Origin of the sequence: Halarcobacter ebronensis (genome assembly GCF_013201825.1) — a bacterium.
Classification (GTDB): domain Bacteria; phylum Campylobacterota; class Campylobacteria; order Campylobacterales; family Arcobacteraceae; genus Halarcobacter; species Halarcobacter ebronensis.
In genome coordinates this window covers 1,086,431-1,104,867 of sequence record NZ_CP053836.1, presented here as the reverse complement: position 1 = coordinate 1,104,867, position 18,437 = coordinate 1,086,431, and the positions used below count along the sequence as shown (strand labels likewise).

Annotated in this window: 16 protein-coding genes; 6 read left to right on the top strand and 10 right to left on the bottom strand. The window is 27.7% G+C overall.

What is annotated here, in order from left to right:
• Positions 1-2: 2 nt before the first annotated feature.
• Entirely contained in the window at positions 3-953 is a 951-nt protein-coding gene (locus AEBR_RS05405; protein ID WP_129087259.1) for a tetratricopeptide repeat protein, read from the bottom strand.
• Between the two features lie 82 nt (positions 954-1,035).
• The gene (locus AEBR_RS05400; protein ID WP_129087258.1) at positions 1,036-1,515 is read right to left on the bottom strand and encodes a GNAT family N-acetyltransferase; all 480 of its coding nucleotides are present in this window, start codon (positions 1,513-1,515) and stop codon (positions 1,036-1,038) included.
• Between the two features lie 201 nt (positions 1,516-1,716).
• On the opposite strand from AEBR_RS05400, the gene AEBR_RS05395 reads away from it, so the two are divergent.
• The 5 genes from AEBR_RS05395 to AEBR_RS05375 are packed head-to-tail and all read left to right on the top strand — an operon-like array spanning position 1,717 to position 6,774.
• Entirely contained in the window at positions 1,717-2,142 is a 426-nt protein-coding gene (locus tag AEBR_RS05395) for a MarR family winged helix-turn-helix transcriptional regulator (protein ID WP_129087257.1), read from the top strand.
• A 4-nt stretch (positions 2,143-2,146) separates the two neighbouring features.
• The gene (locus tag AEBR_RS05390) at positions 2,147-3,577 is read left to right on the top strand and encodes an efflux transporter outer membrane subunit (RefSeq protein ID WP_129087256.1); all 1,431 of its coding nucleotides are present in this window, start codon (positions 2,147-2,149) and stop codon (positions 3,575-3,577) included.
• Entirely contained in the window at positions 3,564-5,669 is a 2,106-nt protein-coding gene (locus tag AEBR_RS05385) for an FUSC family protein (protein WP_164969481.1), read from the top strand. Before AEBR_RS05390 ends, AEBR_RS05385 begins: the two co-directional genes overlap by 14 nt.
• Positions 5,669-5,869, top strand: coding sequence for a DUF1656 domain-containing protein (locus AEBR_RS05380; protein ID WP_129087254.1), 201 nt, complete (start codon positions 5,669-5,671; stop codon positions 5,867-5,869). Before AEBR_RS05385 ends, AEBR_RS05380 begins: the two co-directional genes overlap by 1 nt.
• A gap of 8 nt (positions 5,870-5,877) precedes the next feature.
• A complete protein-coding gene (locus AEBR_RS05375; RefSeq protein ID WP_129087253.1) occupies positions 5,878-6,774 on the top strand; it encodes an efflux RND transporter periplasmic adaptor subunit in 897 nt (298 codons plus the stop codon).
• A 10-nt stretch (positions 6,775-6,784) separates the two neighbouring features.
• Here AEBR_RS05375 and AEBR_RS05370 read toward each other — a convergent pair whose 3' ends face one another.
• Entirely contained in the window at positions 6,785-7,603 is an 819-nt protein-coding gene (locus AEBR_RS05370) for a LysR family transcriptional regulator (protein ID WP_129087252.1), read from the bottom strand.
• A gap of 170 nt (positions 7,604-7,773) precedes the next feature.
• Positions 7,774-8,517 carry a sulfite exporter TauE/SafE family protein gene (locus tag AEBR_RS05365; protein WP_129087251.1) on the bottom strand — a complete coding sequence of 248 codons (744 nt, stop codon included), beginning with the start codon at positions 8,515-8,517 and terminating at the stop codon, positions 7,774-7,776.
• Positions 8,518-8,669: 152 nt separating this feature from the next.
• Between AEBR_RS05365 and AEBR_RS05360 the strand changes: the two genes are divergently transcribed.
• Complete coding sequence (locus AEBR_RS05360; RefSeq protein ID WP_129087250.1) at positions 8,670-9,017, top strand: DUF6172 family protein; 348 nt, start codon at positions 8,670-8,672, stop codon at positions 9,015-9,017.
• A 63-nt stretch (positions 9,018-9,080) separates the two neighbouring features.
• Here AEBR_RS05360 and AEBR_RS15485 read toward each other — a convergent pair whose 3' ends face one another.
• The 6 genes from AEBR_RS15485 to AEBR_RS05330 form a co-directional block, all read right to left on the bottom strand.
• A complete protein-coding gene (locus AEBR_RS15485; protein WP_228712177.1) occupies positions 9,081-9,272 on the bottom strand; it encodes a nucleotidyltransferase domain-containing protein in 192 nt (63 codons plus the stop codon).
• Positions 9,273-9,498: 226 nt separating this feature from the next.
• Positions 9,499-10,044, bottom strand: coding sequence for a hypothetical protein (locus AEBR_RS05350; protein WP_129087249.1), 546 nt, complete (start codon positions 10,042-10,044; stop codon positions 9,499-9,501).
• 246 nt (positions 10,045-10,290) lie between these two features.
• The gene (gene htpG, locus AEBR_RS05345; protein WP_172658857.1) at positions 10,291-12,204 is read right to left on the bottom strand and encodes a molecular chaperone HtpG; all 1,914 of its coding nucleotides are present in this window, start codon (positions 12,202-12,204) and stop codon (positions 10,291-10,293) included.
• Between the two features lie 168 nt (positions 12,205-12,372).
• A complete protein-coding gene (locus tag AEBR_RS05340) occupies positions 12,373-14,145 on the bottom strand; it encodes a diguanylate cyclase (RefSeq protein WP_129087247.1) in 1,773 nt (590 codons plus the stop codon).
• Complete coding sequence (locus AEBR_RS05335) at positions 14,142-15,290, bottom strand: FecR family protein (RefSeq protein ID WP_129087246.1); 1,149 nt, start codon at positions 15,288-15,290, stop codon at positions 14,142-14,144. Before AEBR_RS05335 ends, AEBR_RS05340 begins: the two co-directional genes overlap by 4 nt.
• 17 nt (positions 15,291-15,307) lie before the next feature.
• Positions 15,308-18,427 carry a two-partner secretion domain-containing protein gene (locus AEBR_RS05330; protein WP_172658856.1) on the bottom strand — a complete coding sequence of 1,040 codons (3,120 nt, stop codon included), beginning with the start codon at positions 18,425-18,427 and terminating at the stop codon, positions 15,308-15,310.
• Positions 18,428-18,437 lie beyond the last annotated feature (10 nt).

Sequence of the window (18,437 nt, the reverse complement as noted above, 5' to 3'; positions counted from 1 at the left end):
ACCTAAAAGGAGTTGTTGCTAAAACGCTCCTTATCTTTTATAACCCCTGCACTTGCAACAACATTTAAAATCATCTCATTGTTACTATTGGCAAATTTATCAATAATGGCATCACAAAGTTCAAAAAGCTCTTCTTCTTTATTTAATTCACTAAGAAGTATTGATTTATTGTGCATTGCTAAAGCAACTTGATTTAAGAGCTCTCCACCATAACTTGAAAATCTACTAATTACTTTGTCATAAAGTTTTAGTGCCTCTTCATAATTGTCTTCCATTTTTATTCTTGAAGCTTTATTTATCAATGCTTTTGCCACATACTCTAAAATCTCTTCTATTTGACTATTTTCAAAATGTTTTATTACATAAGCATAAGACTCTATTGCTTTCTCATTATTCTCACTTTGAGCATAAATCAAAGCAACATTATAAGCAGCTTGAGCTATTTGAATTTGAATATTCTCATTTTCTGAATGTTCAAAATTGTGAATAAGTTCCTTATAAACATCCAAAGCTTTTAGAGGTTCTTGCAACTCTGATACACAAATAGCTCTATTCATATAAGATTTTACTAAAATAATCTCTGTATCTTTTGAAATATCACTGATATATTTTTCAAGTAGTTTATTATATGTTTTTAACTCTTTATCAAAATCTTTTTGTTTTGCATAAGCTAAAGCTTTATTGAAATAGGCATAAATTAAATATTTTGAAATAATTTCATCATTTTCATTTTTAAATTGATGAATTATCTCTTTATAGGTCTCTATCACTTCATCATTTTTATCAATATTAGTTAAAGCTGTAGCTTTACCCATAAGAGAATAAAATATATCTATATTGCAAGTTGCATTTTCAAGAAGGTCAGGAACAAGGTATAAAGCCTTTTCAAACTCCCTACTCTCTAACTTGCTGTTAAACTCTTTATAGACTATTTCAAAACTTTTTAAACTCAAAAAAGAATCCTTATTTTTAATATTTTTTTGTACTACTGTTATTATACAAAAAGTGACTTAAGGAGTTTGAAGATAAAAAAAATTAACTTTTTGCAAAGTTAATTAAATCTTCACCTTCCAATCTATATCCAACCCACTCATCAAGTGATTTTGCACCAAGACTCTCATAAAAGTTTCTTGAAGGAGTATTCCAATCTAAACAAGACCACTCAAATCTACCACAATCTTCACTTAATGCTTTTTTTGCAAGATATTTAAGCATTGCTTTCCCAGCACCCAAACCTCTTTTTTTCTCACTAACATATAAATCTTCTAGATAAATTCCATTTTTTCCAAGCCAAGTTGAGTAGTTATAAAAAAATATTGCATGACCAATTGGCTTGCCATTCTCTTCACAAATAATTGCTTTTACTGTTGAGTTCTCTCCAAAAATTTTCTCTCTTGTCTCTTCAACTGTTGTTTTAACTGCATTTGGCTCTTTCTCATAAAGGGCAAGTTCCACAATAAAATCATAAATTGTTTTAGCATCATTTGAAACTGCTTCTCTAATAATTATTGACATACAAATCCTTTTATTATAAAGATAGATTTTAACATATAGATTATTAATGCTATTGAAATAATATTTTTTTATCGGTTTAATAATTTTTTTAACTAATTAGTAAATTATAATTTACTTTAAGTGTAAATATATTAATATTCTTCATCTACTAATTATTAACATACTAACTAATTTAGAAATCAAAATTTTTTAAGGAATATTATGTCGTTTGAATCAGACAATATATTTGGTATTTTAATTGCCAATATAAGAAATTGTGTAAAAAATAATTTAGAAAAACTATTGTTGGAGCACGATATCTCACCTGCGCAAAGTATCATAATAAGAAGACTTTGTGAGAAAGATAACTTAACACAAGTTGAGTTAGCAGAAGATACTTACTTTAAACCCTCAAGCCTAACTTTAATGATAGATAAGCTTGAAAAAAAAGGTTTTGTTAAAAGAAAAAATAAAAAAGATGACAGAAGAGCTTTTTTAATTTGTTTAACTCAAAAAGGAAAAGAGCTAGAAGAGATTATAAAAAAAGCAAGTAATGAAGTTGAATTTGATGCTTTCAAAGAAATTTCTTTAGAGGAAAAAGAGCTTTTAATAAAAATCCTAAGTAAAATTTATAAAAATGTGAAGTAAAAGAATGAGAGTATTTATATTAATAACTCTGAGTCTATATTTACTAACAGGGTGTGTACCAAAAATTGAAAAAACAGATACATTAACAAATAGTGATGTTAATAATGAGTTAAAAAAAGATTTAGGAAATTTCAAAAGCTCTAACTTATCTTTAGAAAAAAACTGGTGGACAAAATTTAATGATGAGCAGTTAAATAGACTACTTGATGAAGCTTTAAATAATACACCCTCTTTGAATATTTTAAAAATAAGATATGAAAAAGCAAAATCACAATTAAATATAACAAAAGCTTTAAAAGAACCAACTGTATCAATAGGAGGAAACGTATCCAGACAAAGATATAGTGAAAACTATATTTTCCCTGCTCCACTTGGTGGAAATTACTATAATCTTTATGAACAAGCTTTAGGTTTAGATTATGAGTTTGATTTTTGGGATAAAAACTCATCTCTTATAAGAGCTGCATTAAATGAGGCAATGGCTCAAAAAGTATATATACGAGTAAAAGAGTTGGCTATTAGTACAACAATAGTAAAACTATACGACACTTTAAATTATCAAAAAAGTAAACTAAATAAATTTGAAGAGCTAAAAAAAGATATTATTGAAAAACACCATATTTTAGCAAAACTTCATGAACTTGGACTTGCAAATAAAATAGAGATAAACACAAGTGCAACTTCACTTGATAGGGTTAATAACGAAATTTTTGATACAAAAATAGAGATTGAAAACCTAAAAAATTCCCTTGCAACTATTGCAGGAGTTATGCCTTCAAGAATTGAAAATTTGAAAAAGAGTAATAGCTTTGATAATTATAAAGTTTTTGTGCCCGAAAATATTCATTTGGATATTCTTTCTCATAGACCAGAAATTGCTATGCAAAAATATCTTTTACTTAGTAAAGAAGATTATATTCAAAATGCAAAGGCACAATTCTATCCAAATATAAGTCTTAGTGGTTTATTAGGTTTTACATCTTTTTCATGGGCTTCACTTTTTGAAAAATCTTCATCTGTACCATATATAGGTACTGCAATATCTTTGCCACTCTTTGATGGACATAAAAGAGAAGAGAATTTAAATGTAAAAGTTGATGATTATAATATTCAAGTGCAACAATACAACCAAAGCATAATTGAGGCTGTAAATGAAGTTGTTACTTCACTTAAAAAATTAGAGTTAAATCAATCAAAATTAAAAATACAAAAGAGTGTTTTAGAGAATAATAAAAAAAATGTAGAGATTCAAAAAAGAATCTATGAGCTTGGACTTAAAAATAAAGTATCTTATATAGACTCAAAAATAGTTCTAATAAATGATGAAATAATAAAATTAGCTCTAAAAAATAGCGAAGTTAATGCACATATTGATTTAATAAAAGCTTTTGGTGGTGGTTATGAAAACAAAGGAGAAACCTTTGACAATAACTAGAGATGATTTTAAAATAGCAACTGGTGAGTGGATTAATAAAGATTTACCAACTCTTTTATATGTTTTTAAATCTGTTTGTGCTTGTTTATTGGCTTTAAGTTTGTGCATGGTGTTTAATCTTTCTATGCCTCAAACAGCTGTTTTTACAGTTTTTATTGTAATGCAACCCTTTAGTGGACCAGTTTTTTCAAAAAGTTTTTATAGACTTATAGGAACTGTAATTGGAACAACTATGGCAATTACATTTATTGCACTTTTTGCTCAAGATAGAGTTGCTTTTACTCTATTTTTTGCTCTTTGGGCAGGATTTTGTGCCGCAATTGGATTTATGGCAAGAAATTTTATGTCATATGGTTTTGTAATGAGTGGATATACAATTGCTGTTGTAACAATGCCAATAATCCAAACTCCTGAAAGGGTTTTTACTTTTGGTATTGATAGATTTTTTGAGGTTATTATTGGACTTATCTCTGCAAGTTTTATAAGTGAAGTACTGTTTCCTCAGAATTTAAGTAAAAGTCTTAGAAGAAGTGAAAACAATAAATTCAATCTTCTAATGGAAACCTTTTCAAATATGAAAAATATCTTTACTTTTAATGCCCAAGCAGTAAATTTTAATAGGGATATTTTAGGTACAGATACTTTAAGAGTAAATAGTAATTTTGAAACAAATATTAATAAAAGAGATAGTGTATATCTAAAAAGACTTAACTATGAATTTTCTCATATTAGTACAACTTTCTTATCACTAAGAAATATTATAAACAATAGTAAAAACAACGAAGAGTTTATTACAAGTTTACAAAATATCTATGCAAATTTAGAAGAGGTTTTAAAAGATTTCCATGAAAAACCCATTGACAATAAAAACATTGATAATCTATTATTTGAATTAAGAAGAATAAAACAACTAAGCTATGAAAATATTGAGAAAGAGAAAAACAATCTAAAATTTGAAAATAATTTTGAACTTAAAAATGATTTCAAAACAATCTGTATTTTAATAAATAGATTACAAGATGAACTTTATGAATATTGTAATACCTATTTGGGTTTTATAAATAAAGACAAAAAAATAAAAATTGATGAAAATTTTGTACAAAATATCAAATTCTCAACCTATAGTGATAATCTTTTGATAATGTTGATGATTGTAAGAGCTACCTCTGCAATGATTGCAATGATGTGTTTATGGATGGTTTCTGGGTGGCAATATGCAGCCTTTGGGGTAATCCCTGCAATTGCAAATACTCTACTTTTAAGTACAGCTCCAAATCCACAAGGGATCATAAAAAGTACCATAATAGGAGCAACTATAGGGTTGGTAATCACACCAATTTATAATTTTTATATTATCCCCTCTTTTGTGACAGATCTGCCAACCATGTGCCTTGCACTAACACCAATATTGGCAATATTATCCCTTATGATGATTTTACCTGGAAAAAGTTTTATTGGATTTGGTATTTTATTAGTATTTATTACAACAGTTGCTGTAAATAGCTCATATCATTCAGATTTTGCTTTCTTTTTTGGAACAGCAATGGCAACAATAGTTGGGCTTATGATGTCAACTCTTAGTTTTATACTTTTTGATTTTACTTCAAATTCTTGGATTGAATCAAGGGTTAGAAAAGTATTAAGCAAACAGATAAATATCTTGATTAAAGATGACTTAGCTCTTCAAAGGGCAAAGTTGGAGATGTTAAACTTTGATTTAATGCAAAGATATTCAGTTGTTGGTAGACTTGATACAAATACAAACTCCAAAATATTTACTTGGATTTTATCAACTGTGGAGATTGGAAAAGCAATTATTAATATAAGAAAAAAAGCCACGTTGATTGAGGGAAGAAAACCAATACAAATAAGATTGATATTAAACTATTTGGAGAAAATGTTTGATCAAAAAGATAAAGAAGATAAAAATGTATATAGAAAAAAAATCGAGAAATTAATGCATGATTTAGAAAATAAAAAACTAAAATCTGCCAATGGGCAAAAAATATTAAATGATATAAGTACAGAGATAGGAATCATCTACTCTATTATAAAAAATAGAGAGTTTCTACCTATTCAAGGAGAGAGATAATGGATCAAATCATATCACTTTTTGGAGTACAAATTCCTGCACTAATTGTTATGTTTGTTTTTGCAGGTATTATACAAATAGCTCTAAACAGAGTTTTATTGGACTTAAGGGTTTATGAGTTTGTCTGGCACCCCGGACTTTTTAGAACAGCACTTTTTATGTGCATATTTACATCTATTTCACTACTAATTTATAAATAAGGATATTAATGAATAAAACAATTATTAAACTAATAAGATATCTGATTACCTTTGCAATTGTTGCTGTGGCATCAATATTAACAATACATTTATGGAATAACTATGCAGATTCAACTTGGACAAGAGATGGAAGAATAAGAGCTGATATTACCCTTGTTGCTCCAGATGTTTCAGGTCTTATAACAAATATATATGTAAAAGATAATCAATATGTAAAAAAGGGAGATAAACTTTTTGAAATTGATAAAAAAAGATTTGAAACAGCTATAAACTCTTTGGAATCAACCCTAAAAGCAAAAGAGGCTAACTATCTAATGAGAAAAGCTGAGTATGACAAAAGAATAAAAGCAAATGATGCAATTGTTCCAAAAGATGTAAAAGATGATGCAAAATATAATCTAATAATGGCAAAAGAGGATTACAATGAAGTAAAAGCAAGACTAGATTTAGCAAAACTAAATTTGGAACGTTCAACAATCTACGCACCAACAAATGGCTGGGTAAACAATCTACTTTTAAAAGTTGGTGATTTTATTCAAATAGGTCAAAGCCATCTTTCAATTTTAAATGACAAAAGTTTTTGGGTATATGGTTATTTTGAAGAGCACAAAATACCAAAACTAAATATTGGTGATATAACTATTATGAAACCTTTGGGAACAAATTATGAACTAAAAGGTCATATTGAGAGTATTGCAAGTGGTATTACAGATAGGGACAATGACAGAGGAAGCGGACTTTTAGCAAATGTAAATCCTTCATTTACGTGGGTAAAATTAGCTCAAAGGATCCCTGTTAGAATTGCAATAGATGAGATCCCTGAAAATTATATACTAAGAGCAGGAGTAACTTGTACAATTGAAGTGGTAAAAAAAGGTAACAGTTCTAAAGAGAAAACTCTTTAGAATAAAACTTTTAAAGCTCTATTTTTCTTAAATAATCCTCAATCATAGGAAAATAATCTTTTCTACAAACTAAATAAGTATCCAAACTAAAATCCATAGTTGTGATTTTTAGTTTGTTTTCATATCCAAATTTTTGAATTATCTGCCTTGAAAAAAGAGTTACCCCATAACCTGCTTTTACACAAGCCAATATTAACTCATAGTTTTCAAGGTTTACTTTTTTATATTGGGTTTTTTTCTCTTCTGTTAAATATTTTTCTAAATATATTCTATTTATACACCCATTTTTATAAGCATAAATAGTGTTTTGAGGCTCTTTCTCTTTAGATTCGACTAAAACTATATCCTCTTTAAAACTATTTAAAACTTCCAAATCTTTGTGTTTGGGATCACCATTTACAAAAGCTATATCAAGTTTATAATCCAATAGTTGTTCAATAAGATTTAAACTACTATCAACTACAAACTCCAACTTCATATCTTGGAAATCCTCATTTAATCTATCAATAAATTTTGAAAGTCTAATAGTTGCATTTGATTGAGTTGAACCAATTCTTAATAACTCTTGATGGTCTATATTTCTCATTTTTAGAGTTGCTTCTTCAACCTTTTTTACAATATCAATTGCATAAGGAAGAAACTTTTGCCCCTCTAAACTTAAAACAACTCCTCTATTTGTTCTATGAAAAAGTTCATATCCAAGAGATTTTTCCAACTGTTTTATCCGTAAAGTTACATTTGATTGTGTAAAACCAAGTTCTTTCGCACCTTGTGAAATACTTTTTGTATTTGCAACAGAGATAAAGACTTTTAAAAGATTTGAATCCAAAGTATTGTCCTTTTAAAATGTCCCATTTTTAAAGGGATCTATTTCATTTTTATCTTCTTTTATCATCTTAGGCAAAGCACAAGATTAAAGAAGCAAACTCTAAAGGGAACAACGAGTTGTTCCTATATTTTAAAATGTCCCATTTTTAAAGGGATCTATTTCATTTTTTCTTAAAATTGTACCGTTTGAAATACAAGCATTGAAGCTATTATAAAAAGTAAAACTTTTAATATCTTCACATAGAGTTTTGCATCAATTAGTTTTTTAACTTTTATTCCTAAATACATTCCTATAAATGTTGCCGTAAGCCCAATCATTGAGATATTAAAATCTTCCATAGTAAAACTTCCATGAAGTAAAAATACAGATATTTGACCAATTTTTGTAAATAAAAAACAAAGATTAGATAACTGAACAGTATCCTTTCTTGTATATTTTAACTCTAAAGTGTACATTATCATAAGTGGTGCAACAATATTTGTAAGACCAGATAACATTCCACCAAAGATTCCTAAACCATAAGTAGAAGATTTTGGATATTTTGATACAAAAGTAGCTTCAATTTTTACAACAGATTGAAGAAGATACAAAAATATAATTGCAGCAAGTAAGAGTTTAAAAAGATTTGAATTTGTATAAAGTAATAAAACCGTACCTAAAGCACTACCTATTACCATCAAAGTTATAATAAACCAAAACTTTTTCAAAGCCTCTAAAAAATTACCCTCACTTGAAATACTTACAATATTTGCACCCATAGTTGGAATAAGCATATATAAAATAGTAGTTTGCATATCAGTAAACAAAGCCACAATAGGAGTAGAAATCATCCCAAAACCAAAACCAATAGCCCCATGAACAATAGAAGCAAATAAAAGAGTTAAACAAAGAATCAGTATAAAACTGTTTTCCATATGAGAATCCTTAATATTACATATAATTATTAGTAATACCAAATGATATTACTGATAATTATAGCTAAAAAGAATAAAAAATAAAAGAGATAAAAAGATATATATGCAATAAAAAGTAGGAAACTTAGATACAATTGCAAAAAAGGAACAATGTGAAAAAAACTTTTATACTACAAGTTGAAAATAAAGCCGATGATAGAGTAGTAGAATCTATTAAACACGAAATAAGAAAATATATAAAAAGAGAACAAAGAAAACCTCTACCAGAGGGAAAAGATTTTTGGTTTTTTGATTGTAAATTTGCAAAAGAAGAAGAAACACCTCAAGATATACCATTTTCAGATATTATAAAATGCATAAATGAAGCTGCAAATGAAAAATGCAAAACATTTTACCTAGAGATACTCTCAAGAGCAGAAAAAAGACCTGAAAAAGAAGTAGTAGGCGATATTGAAAATATTGAAGAACTCTCTTCTGAAGATGAAATAAAAGAGGATTAATATTTATATATTAGTCCCCTCTTTTTTATTGCTTGAATAATAGAGAGTAAAGAGAGCTTTGTCTTAGACATAAACAACCTCTTTTAGAATCTCATTTTTAGCAAAAGGTTTTAGGTATTTTTCCCTTGCAATATCAACATTTAGATGAAAATGATTTTCTAAAGTATTTTTTAAATCAAGCTTTTTTTCATAAATATTTGGAAGATTATTTTCAAACTCTATTAGAATATCACTATCACTATTTACAGATATCACATCTTTGCATAAGAACCAAAAAGACCGAGCCTAGTGATACCAAACTTCTTTGAGAATTCATCTTTATGTTCGCCAAGATAATTGATAATATATTCTTTTGTCACTTTGAGTCCTTGTTTAATTTTTTAACATAACATACTTTGAATCAATAATAATATAAAGAAATAGTTCTTTATTTAAATAAAAGAATGCACTGTATCTACTTACAATTAGAAATAAAAAACCTTTACTTGCTTACATCATTAGATTTATTAACAAGTTCTTTTGCACAATCAATTTCTATAATTTTACCAATAATAAAGAAAGATATGAAAAATAATATAAGTGATACTAATAGAATTCTAAGTCCAGAATAGCCAATGCTAAATGTTTCATATACTCCATAAATTAAAGTAATAATAAAAGAGACAACAGAAAAAATAAAAATTATAATTAACAAAGCATAGTCAAAGAAAAGTATATATTTATTATTTCTCAATTCAAATGATTTTTCTTTATCATTAAATATAATATACTCATGACCATGAATATAATAATAAAATTGATTCAGAGAATCTTTTTTATGATTCAACAGCATAAAAATCTCACAAGTAATATTACATTTCAAAATACTTTGTAGTTCCAAGTCAAAAAAGAAATTATCTAATTTAGATTTTTTTGTTTTATTATTATATTGATTTATAATTTTTTTTACTTTTTTTACATCATTTAATTTTATTTTATATTGATTATTTATTAAACTAAATAACTTATATATTTTTAGAAAATTCATAAAATAGTCTCCTTCTTTATAATCTCAATTATAACTAAAAAATAATTCTAAGATATCAATTTTTTAAAAGAGCTAGTTAGATTAAAATAATTCTATTTTATTTAAAAAAAATGATTCTACAATGCTAGTTTTTAGGAAGATTAAGGCGGATAAATTTTTGAGAAAGGAGTTTACTGCAGTAAATGACTAAGCAAAAATTTCTCCAACGCCAAGATTTTTAAAAAATGGCGTTAGAGAATCATTTTTTTATAGGGCTTTTGCAGTGATTCTTGATAATCTTTGAGCGAATGCCACAGTATCAGTAATCTCCATACCTTCACTTAATTTAGCTTGGTCAAGTAGTACCCAAGATACATCCTCTACCATTTTTTCATCACTTACATTTTTTAGTTTGGTAACGATTTCATGGTCAGGGTTAATCTCTAAAATTGGAGCTGATTCTGGCATCTCTTGTCCCATAGCTCTCATCATTTGCATCATTTGAGCCATTTGTGCATCACCTGCATCTTTTACAACACAAGATGGAGAGCTTGAAAGTCTAGTTGTAACTTTTACCTCTTTTACAGCTTCACCTAAAGCTGCTTTGATTTTTTCAGTTATATCTTTGAACTTCTCTTCAACCTCTTTTTTCTCTTCTTCTGTTTGTTCAACTTTTGGTGCTTCACAAGCAGTAATATCTTTAAATTCCCACTCTTTAAATGCTCCATACATTGGAGTAATAATCTCATCTATCTCTTTATCATCTAAAATTAAAACTTCAATATCATTTTTCTTATAACTCTCTAAAAGTGGAGAGTTTCTTAGGATATTTTCATTTTCACCTATAATATAATAGATAGCTTTTTGTTCACTATTTGCTCTATCTTTATAAGCTTCTAATGAAGTCATTTCACCTTTTTCTAGTTTAGAAGATTTGAATCTAAGTAGCTCTAAAAGAAGCTCTTTATTTGTGAAATCTTGATATGCACCCTCTTTTAAAGGTCTGTTATATTGAGCAACAAACTCTTTGTATTTCTCTTCATCTTTAGCTAGTTTTTTAATCTCGCTTAGAATTTTTTTGATTGAAGCTTGTTTTATATTTGCCATTACTCTATTTTCTTGTAGAATCTCTCTACTAACATTTAGTGGCAGATCTTCACTATCAATAATACCCCTTACAAATCTAAGATAAGTAGGTAGAAGCTCTTTTTCGCTATCAGTTATAAATACTCTTTTTACATATAGTTTAACTCCTGGTTGATAGTCAGCTCTGTACATATCCATTGGAGCAGTTTTAGGAATATAAAAAAGTGTAGTATATTCACTTACACCCTCTGCTTTTGTATGAATTGTAAGCATTGGATCTTGAGAATCATGAGAGATAGATTTATAAAACTCATTATAATCTTCATCTTTTAGTTTTGCTTTTGGTTGAGTCCATAAAGCTGTTGCTTCATTTGCTTTTTCTCTTTTATTCTCTATTGTTTTTTTAGGCTCTTTTCCTGCTTTTTTATCCTCTTCACTTAACTTTTCAGTTACCTCTTCGCTATAGTTTAAGAAGATTGGATATGCAATATGATTAGAGTATTTTTTAACAATAGTTTCAACTCTATATTTTGAAGTATAATCATCTACTTCATCATCTTTTAGTTTGATATAGATAACTGTACCATTTTCATCTTTTATACAAGGATTTAAATCAAACTCTCCTGTACCTGTACTTGACCATTTGTATGCTGTATCTTCACCTGCTTTTTTTGAGATTACATCAACATTATCTGCAACCATAAATACAGAATAAAATCCAACTCCAAATTGACCAATAAGATTTGAATCTTTTTTAGCATCACCTGTTAAATTTTCAACAAATGATTTAGTTCCTGATTTTGCAATTGTACCAATTGAAGCTATTAAATCCTCTTCATTCATACCAATACCATTATCAGAAATCGTAATAGATTTATCTTTTTCATCTAGCTTGATATTGATTTGACCAGACCAATTTTCTGGTAGTTTTAATTTCATATTCTCATCGGTTAGTTTTAAATAGTTTAGCTTATCTATCGCATCACTTGCATTTGACACAAGCTCTCTTATAAAAATCTCTTTATTTGAATATAGTGAGTGAGTCATCAAATGTAATAGTTGACCTACTTCTGTTTGAAATTGATGTTTTGCCATTAGTTATTTCTCCTTTTTTTTAAGAAAGGGGACAAATTGCTAAAGCAATATGTGCCACAAATTCTTTTGTAAATTAAATTTCTAATGAAGCAATTTTATCACAACTTTATAAAAGGAAGCTAAAGTTTTTATATTTTTTAGCACTTTTTAGTTTAAAGTGCTAATTAATTATCCTATACAGACTTTATTTCTACCTATTCTTTTTGCTTGGTATAATCCAAGGTCAGCTTTTTTCATATATAAATCAATAGGATTAGAGAAGTCATCTATAAGTGTAACACCAATACTTACAGAAACTTTTAAAATACCTTGAGGCGTATTTATTTCCATTTTCTCACATATTTCTCTTACTCTATTTAATACAATGATTGATTCATCTATGTTTGTATCTCTAAGTAAGATTATGAACTCTTCTCCTCCCCATCTAACAGGAATATCATTGTCTCTCAAATGCTTTTTAAGAAGGTTTGCAAACTTTTCTAAAACCACATCTCCAATATCGTGTCCATAAGTATCATTTACCCTTTTGAAGTGGTCTAAATCACAAACTGCAAAACAAGCACTCTGTGAAGATTTAGCTTTTGCAATAATCTCTTTATATTTATTATATTGTTCATCAAATCCTCGTCTATTTAAAAGACCTGTTAAAGTATCACAATTTGCTTCATTGTATAACTTTTTGGTTTCATCAATTAACTTTTTATTGTACTTAGATAAAGAGATTTGAAAAGTTATCACTGTAGATACTATAGTAAATACAATAACTAATATGGCAAAAAACAAGTTAGTTTCTAAATGAAAAAATCTCAAAAATAAAATGCCTAAAACAAAGCTTGAAATAATAGCTAAAGCAGTAGTAATAAATACACTCTTCTTGTATAGCTCTTTTCTTGTACTTAAATATAAAGAGAATAAAACAGATATAAGCAAGAAAATACCATTTACAATTTTATTATTATCTTTTAATAATAGATTATTTTTTATTGATTCATAGGCAATTGCAAGTAAATATGAACCTGACATAGCCCCTTTTGGAGTATTGATTCTATCAGATAAGAAAGCAGAACTTCCTATAAAAACTGTTTTTCCTCTAAAGAAGTTGTTATTTGAGATAGTTTTCTTATTTAAAGCCACTTCACTTATTTTGTAAAAAGGGATTGATATGATTGAGTTTGCATTTTTAGGATAAAAAAGTTTTATTCTATTTTGTTTATCTGTATAAAATACTCTTTTATCTGTTATAAGTTCATTTGTTTTTGTATTATATTTAATATTAGGAATATTAATATGGGGAAACTGGATTCTTAAAAGCAAAGATGGAAATAAATATGAATCAACATTGTATAACATAGGAATTGACCTAATTAAGCCATCACTATCCTCTAAAACAGAAGTTATTCCTAGTTTGTAAATTGTATCTTTGTTAAGTAAATTCTCGTGGGGGAGAAGTAAACTTTTGTATTTTAGTGCAGGCATATCTGAATCTAATCCCCAAGAGATCTCTTTTAACTTCTTTTTATCTTCTGTGTTCATTGGAATAGTTTCTTTTAATGCGCTAGTTACAAAAAATACATTATTATACTTTGCAATAGTTTTTTTAAAAATATCATCACCAACTCTTGGATCTGCAAAGTTGATATCAAATACGATTTTTTCTACATTCATTGATTGTAAAAACTCAATTATTAATACATATTTATCTCTTGTATAAGGCCAATGTCCAAAATCTTTTTCTAGCATTTTTAGTGAACTATTGTTTATATCTACAACTACTGAATCGCTAAAGTATTTCTCATCAGATGCTAAATATTGTAAAGTATCATTAAAATAGTTTTTTAGATTATCATAGGCAGAACTAAATGAAAATACATATGCCAGACCTAATGATAAGATAACTATCCAAAAGTTACTTGACCAATAAATAGTATCTGATTTTCTCATTTTTCATCTACTTTAAAAGGATAAATTGTACTATAAGGACCTTTATTTTTTGAAATATCAATACTTGACATTCTTATAAAATATTCACCTTTTTGAAGAGGTAAAGAGATCTCCTCTAAAGTAGCATTTAAATTATTTACTCTAATTAATATTTTCTCAAAACTTCTAGTTTTTGAGATTTCAAGTATATATTTATCTGCTTCATCAGACTTTTTCCAAGAAAATAAAATCTTTTTAGATTTCTCATTATTAATAGGAGCATTTACAATAGGAGGTATAGGATTTGAATTTACTTCAAAAAACTCTTCTAGTTTAAATCCTTCTAAACCATATTTGTCCACTGCTATTATATCTATTTTGTATTTTCCATTTTTTAAACTATCTATATTTAGTTCTGTTTCATTGATATACTTATCATAAACAAGTGAATCATAGTTTGAAATAGAGTAGATTTGAACATGATATTTTTCTGCATTTTCAAGTTTTTGCCACGACAAATATTTTTTATAGTATTCAACATTTAGTTCATTTATATCAATCAAAGGTTTGCTTAACAGTGCAATAGGAGAGCCTAACTCATTTGTTTCATCTACAACTATACCGTATCCAGTTTTTAGAAGTAAAGATGATTTTTCATTTGAGACTAATATCTTCCCTTCTGTTACAAAAGCTTTTGTATCTTTTTCTCCAAGATGAACATTGAAAATAGTTCCTCTAACTGCCAATTGCAGTGTGGGAGTAGTTACTTTATACTCTGAACCAAAAGTTTCTTGATCTGTAACATTTGATTCTATTTTCCCTTTTAGAAGTAGTATATTTGAAATAGATTGTTTAGAAGATTCATCATATATTAATTTACTCATAGAAACTAATGAATTTTCTGAAATAATTGCAATTGAGTTATCTACAAACCTTATTGTTACAGAAGAGTTATCCTTTGTTTCAAGGAATTCACCATTTTCTAATTTATACCCCTCTTCTATTTCTGATAGCACTTTTCCATTTTTATCAACTATGTTAACAGTTCCTACTTTAGAAACTATTTGGGCAAAAGTATTTTTTGAATATTCAAGCTTATAATATATAAATCCAATAATACATAATATTAAAAATACAAATATAAATATATACTTTTTATTATTCACATTTAGTCCTTACTCTTTTAGTTGATATTTGATTTCAATGAATCCAATTTTATTTTTAAACTTACAACTCTAACAGTTTTATCTTCACTTATAGCTTTTACAAGAACTGAAACTTCACTTGCATTTTTAGGTAAAGTTCCTCTTATTTTTCCTGTTTTAGTGTTAATTACAAAATCATTTATTAAAGGCGTACCTTCTGCAAAACTTGCACTATAGTTTGTATTTGCTTTTTTATCAAGTATATCAATTTTGATTCTGTTTTTTCTTATCGCAATATCTTTGATTGCTAGTCCCATTGTTTCTAATACATCACTTGAATTATCACCAAATGCTAATTTTCCATTTTTATTGACTTTTACTTCAATTTGAGATTTACTATATACTATTTCCCCATTTTCATCAACATCTATTTCTATTTGTGCCTCACCTAACTGGATTGTATTTTCTTCTGTTTTATCATAATTTGAACTTTGACTTGTGTTAGCTGAATCTATAGTTTCTTCACTTGCATCTGTTTTTTGTTCTTCTGAATTTTCATTTGAATTTTCAGCTATACTACTAGAGTTACTATTTTGGTCAATTGAATTTGTATTAGACTCCCTATTTAAAACCATGAAATCTGTTTTTTGTTCTGTTACATTTTTACTTGAACTTTCACTTTGATTACTTGAATTTGTACTTTGTTCTATTAGGTTTTTATTTGAATTTATAATTGGCTTATTTGAATTAATATTTTTTTCTGTTGTATCTTTAGGCAAAATCTCATTAGGAGTGCTTAAATCTGTATATATAGCATTTTCTACTGTATTAGATAAATCAACTAAATTATTAATTAAATTATCAACTAAAGATATTGATTTATTCTTTATATTATCAAAATTTGGAAAATTTTTAATTGTATAATAACTATATGCATTAATTGAATACGAATTATCTGTATTTTCAGATTCATCTGAAATATAATATATATTTCCAGTGGCATTTAGATTTAGGGTATTTGAACCATTTGAAATAGGTTTTTTAACAAAGATATCAGAAGCTAAAAGTTCAACATCACCATTAGCTGTTATTCCATCAACTCCATTTATTGTACCAATTGTAATATCATTTGAATCGCTATATGTTAAAGAAGTCATCCCTGTAGCAGCTAGTGTTTTTATATCATTATTAGAATTAGTTAAAGTTGTAGTGAAACCATTTTTTAACAATAAATTAGCAATTTTAATATATGAAGTAGAATCGGCAGATATTTCATCATCATTTGCATCTATTATAAGTGTTCCTGTTCCTGTACTTTCTATATAAGACCCATTGTTCAAATAGATAGAATCACTTGAAGTATTTCCTTGATTTGAATATCCATTTATAAAAATAGTTCCATTATTAACTCTTAAAATAGCTGATCCATCAGTTAAAGCAGAAGATGTGTCTCCAATAGCTACAGCATCAGAACCACCTTTTGCTTTACCTTCTATACTTATATTTCCATTATAGTTTGTTGTAACAGAACCTGATATAGAAACTCCTCTAGCACTTGTATAATGACTTGATGTACTAGCTAGTCCTTTTATAAAAATATCTCCACCAAAACTATCTGCATTGGCAAAAATATTTCCATTTATTGAAACACCTCTTGCTATTGCATTTCCCTCAGAAGAAGAAAAGCTACTTCCAACAGCAGAGGAGTTCCCAACTGTTAAGCCATTCCATGTTGAAGAACCAGCTCCCCCGCCTAACCAAACATGCCCACCATTTGATGAAATACTTGAACCTTCAGGTAACCATATTGAACCATCACTATTTCCATCACTATCTGACCATAAAACTACATTTAAGCTATTACTTGTACTTGAAATACTACCAAGTGATGTTGGGCTTTGATAATCATCTGCAAAAAATATATTTCTATGTGCCTTTAAAGTTAAAGTTGCATCTGCACCTGAAGTTTTATTGATACTTGTTTGTAAAAAAATATCACCATCTTGTGAATTTGTTCCCGCTTCACCTGTTTCAATAATTACATTGGTTCCATTATTTAATTGACTTTCAACTGTGGATGCACGTAAAATAGTTGTATCATCTAAAGATATATATAATGGTGCACCCGAAGAGTCTACATTTGCTTCAGCAGTTGAATCAGATACAATTTTTATATTATTGGGATCAATAAGCCATGTTCCACCTTTGCCTGCATTAATGATAAAGTTATCAGAAAAATTTATTTTTGAACCAGATGTTTCAATAAAACCACCTTTTGCATTAATGGTTCCATCAATTAAAGCTTCACCGCCATGGGCAAAAATCTCTATGTGTCCTGTTATATCATCAATACTATTTGCCTCAACGATACCAGTATTGTTTACAACTCCTTTTAATAATTCATCTACTGCATTTGTTGTAAGGTAAACTTTTCCACCATCAGCTAATATTGTTCCAGAGTTTGAAACCATTGCATCAAGTACACCTTTATCTACGCTAAGGTCAACTAAGGAGTTTCCATTTAGATTAATTGAATAAGAGTCTGCTCCTACTAAATGGATATTTCCTCTTACTGCTTTTATTATTCCTTCATTTATAACTTCATTTGAAGCTAGTATCACTGAGCCATTGTTTATTACTTCAATTGTTCCTTGATTAATTATTGAGTTTGCTGTTGCATTTTTGAAATTATAATTTCCTATATTAAAATCACCATCAGAAAGTTTTGCGGTAGTTGCTAATAAACCACTTGTATTAATACTTGCATTTTTTCCAAATAAAACACCATTTGAGTTTAGTATCCAAACTTGACCATTTGCATTTAATGCCCCGTTGATAATACTTTTTTCATTTCCAACAACTCTATTTAGTGTAATAGCATTAGCATTTGGCTGATTAAAATTAACTATTTCATTTTGTGAAATAGAAAAGTTCTGCCAATTAATTGTTGCTTTATTAGTAGTTTGATTAATATTGGTGATATTACCATTTTGACTTATTGTAGCAGCCCCTGAAGTCACCTTCCCACCAGTTGGTGCTGCAAATGTAAGTGTAGATGAACAAAGTAAAGAACACACAATTAAACTAATTTTACCACCTTTTAGAATTCTAAAACGTGAATGAACAAAAACCATAAACCCCTTTCTATTATATTTCATGCATAAAAAC

Coding starts and splice junctions, on each gene's coding strand:
- AEBR_RS05400 (WP_129087258.1), bottom strand. CDS start 1,515: ATGTCAATAATTATTAGAGAAGCAGTTTCAAATGATGCTAAAACAATT.
- AEBR_RS05395 (WP_129087257.1), top strand. CDS start 1,717: ATGTCGTTTGAATCAGACAATATATTTGGTATTTTAATTGCCAATATA.
- AEBR_RS05390 (WP_129087256.1), top strand. CDS start 2,147: ATGAGAGTATTTATATTAATAACTCTGAGTCTATATTTACTAACAGGG.
- AEBR_RS05380 (WP_129087254.1), top strand. CDS start 5,669: ATGGATCAAATCATATCACTTTTTGGAGTACAAATTCCTGCACTAATT.
- AEBR_RS05375 (WP_129087253.1), top strand. CDS start 5,878: ATGAATAAAACAATTATTAAACTAATAAGATATCTGATTACCTTTGCA.
- AEBR_RS05365 (WP_129087251.1), bottom strand. CDS start 8,517: ATGGAAAACAGTTTTATACTGATTCTTTGTTTAACTCTTTTATTTGCT.
- AEBR_RS05350 (WP_129087249.1), bottom strand. CDS start 10,044: ATGAATTTTCTAAAAATATATAAGTTATTTAGTTTAATAAATAATCAA.
- htpG (WP_172658857.1), bottom strand. CDS start 12,204: ATGGCAAAACATCAATTTCAAACAGAAGTAGGTCAACTATTACATTTG.
- AEBR_RS05340 (WP_129087247.1), bottom strand. CDS start 14,145: ATGAGAAAATCAGATACTATTTATTGGTCAAGTAACTTTTGGATAGTT.
- AEBR_RS05330 (WP_172658856.1), bottom strand. CDS start 18,427: ATGAAATATAATAGAAAGGGGTTTATGGTTTTTGTTCATTCACGTTTT.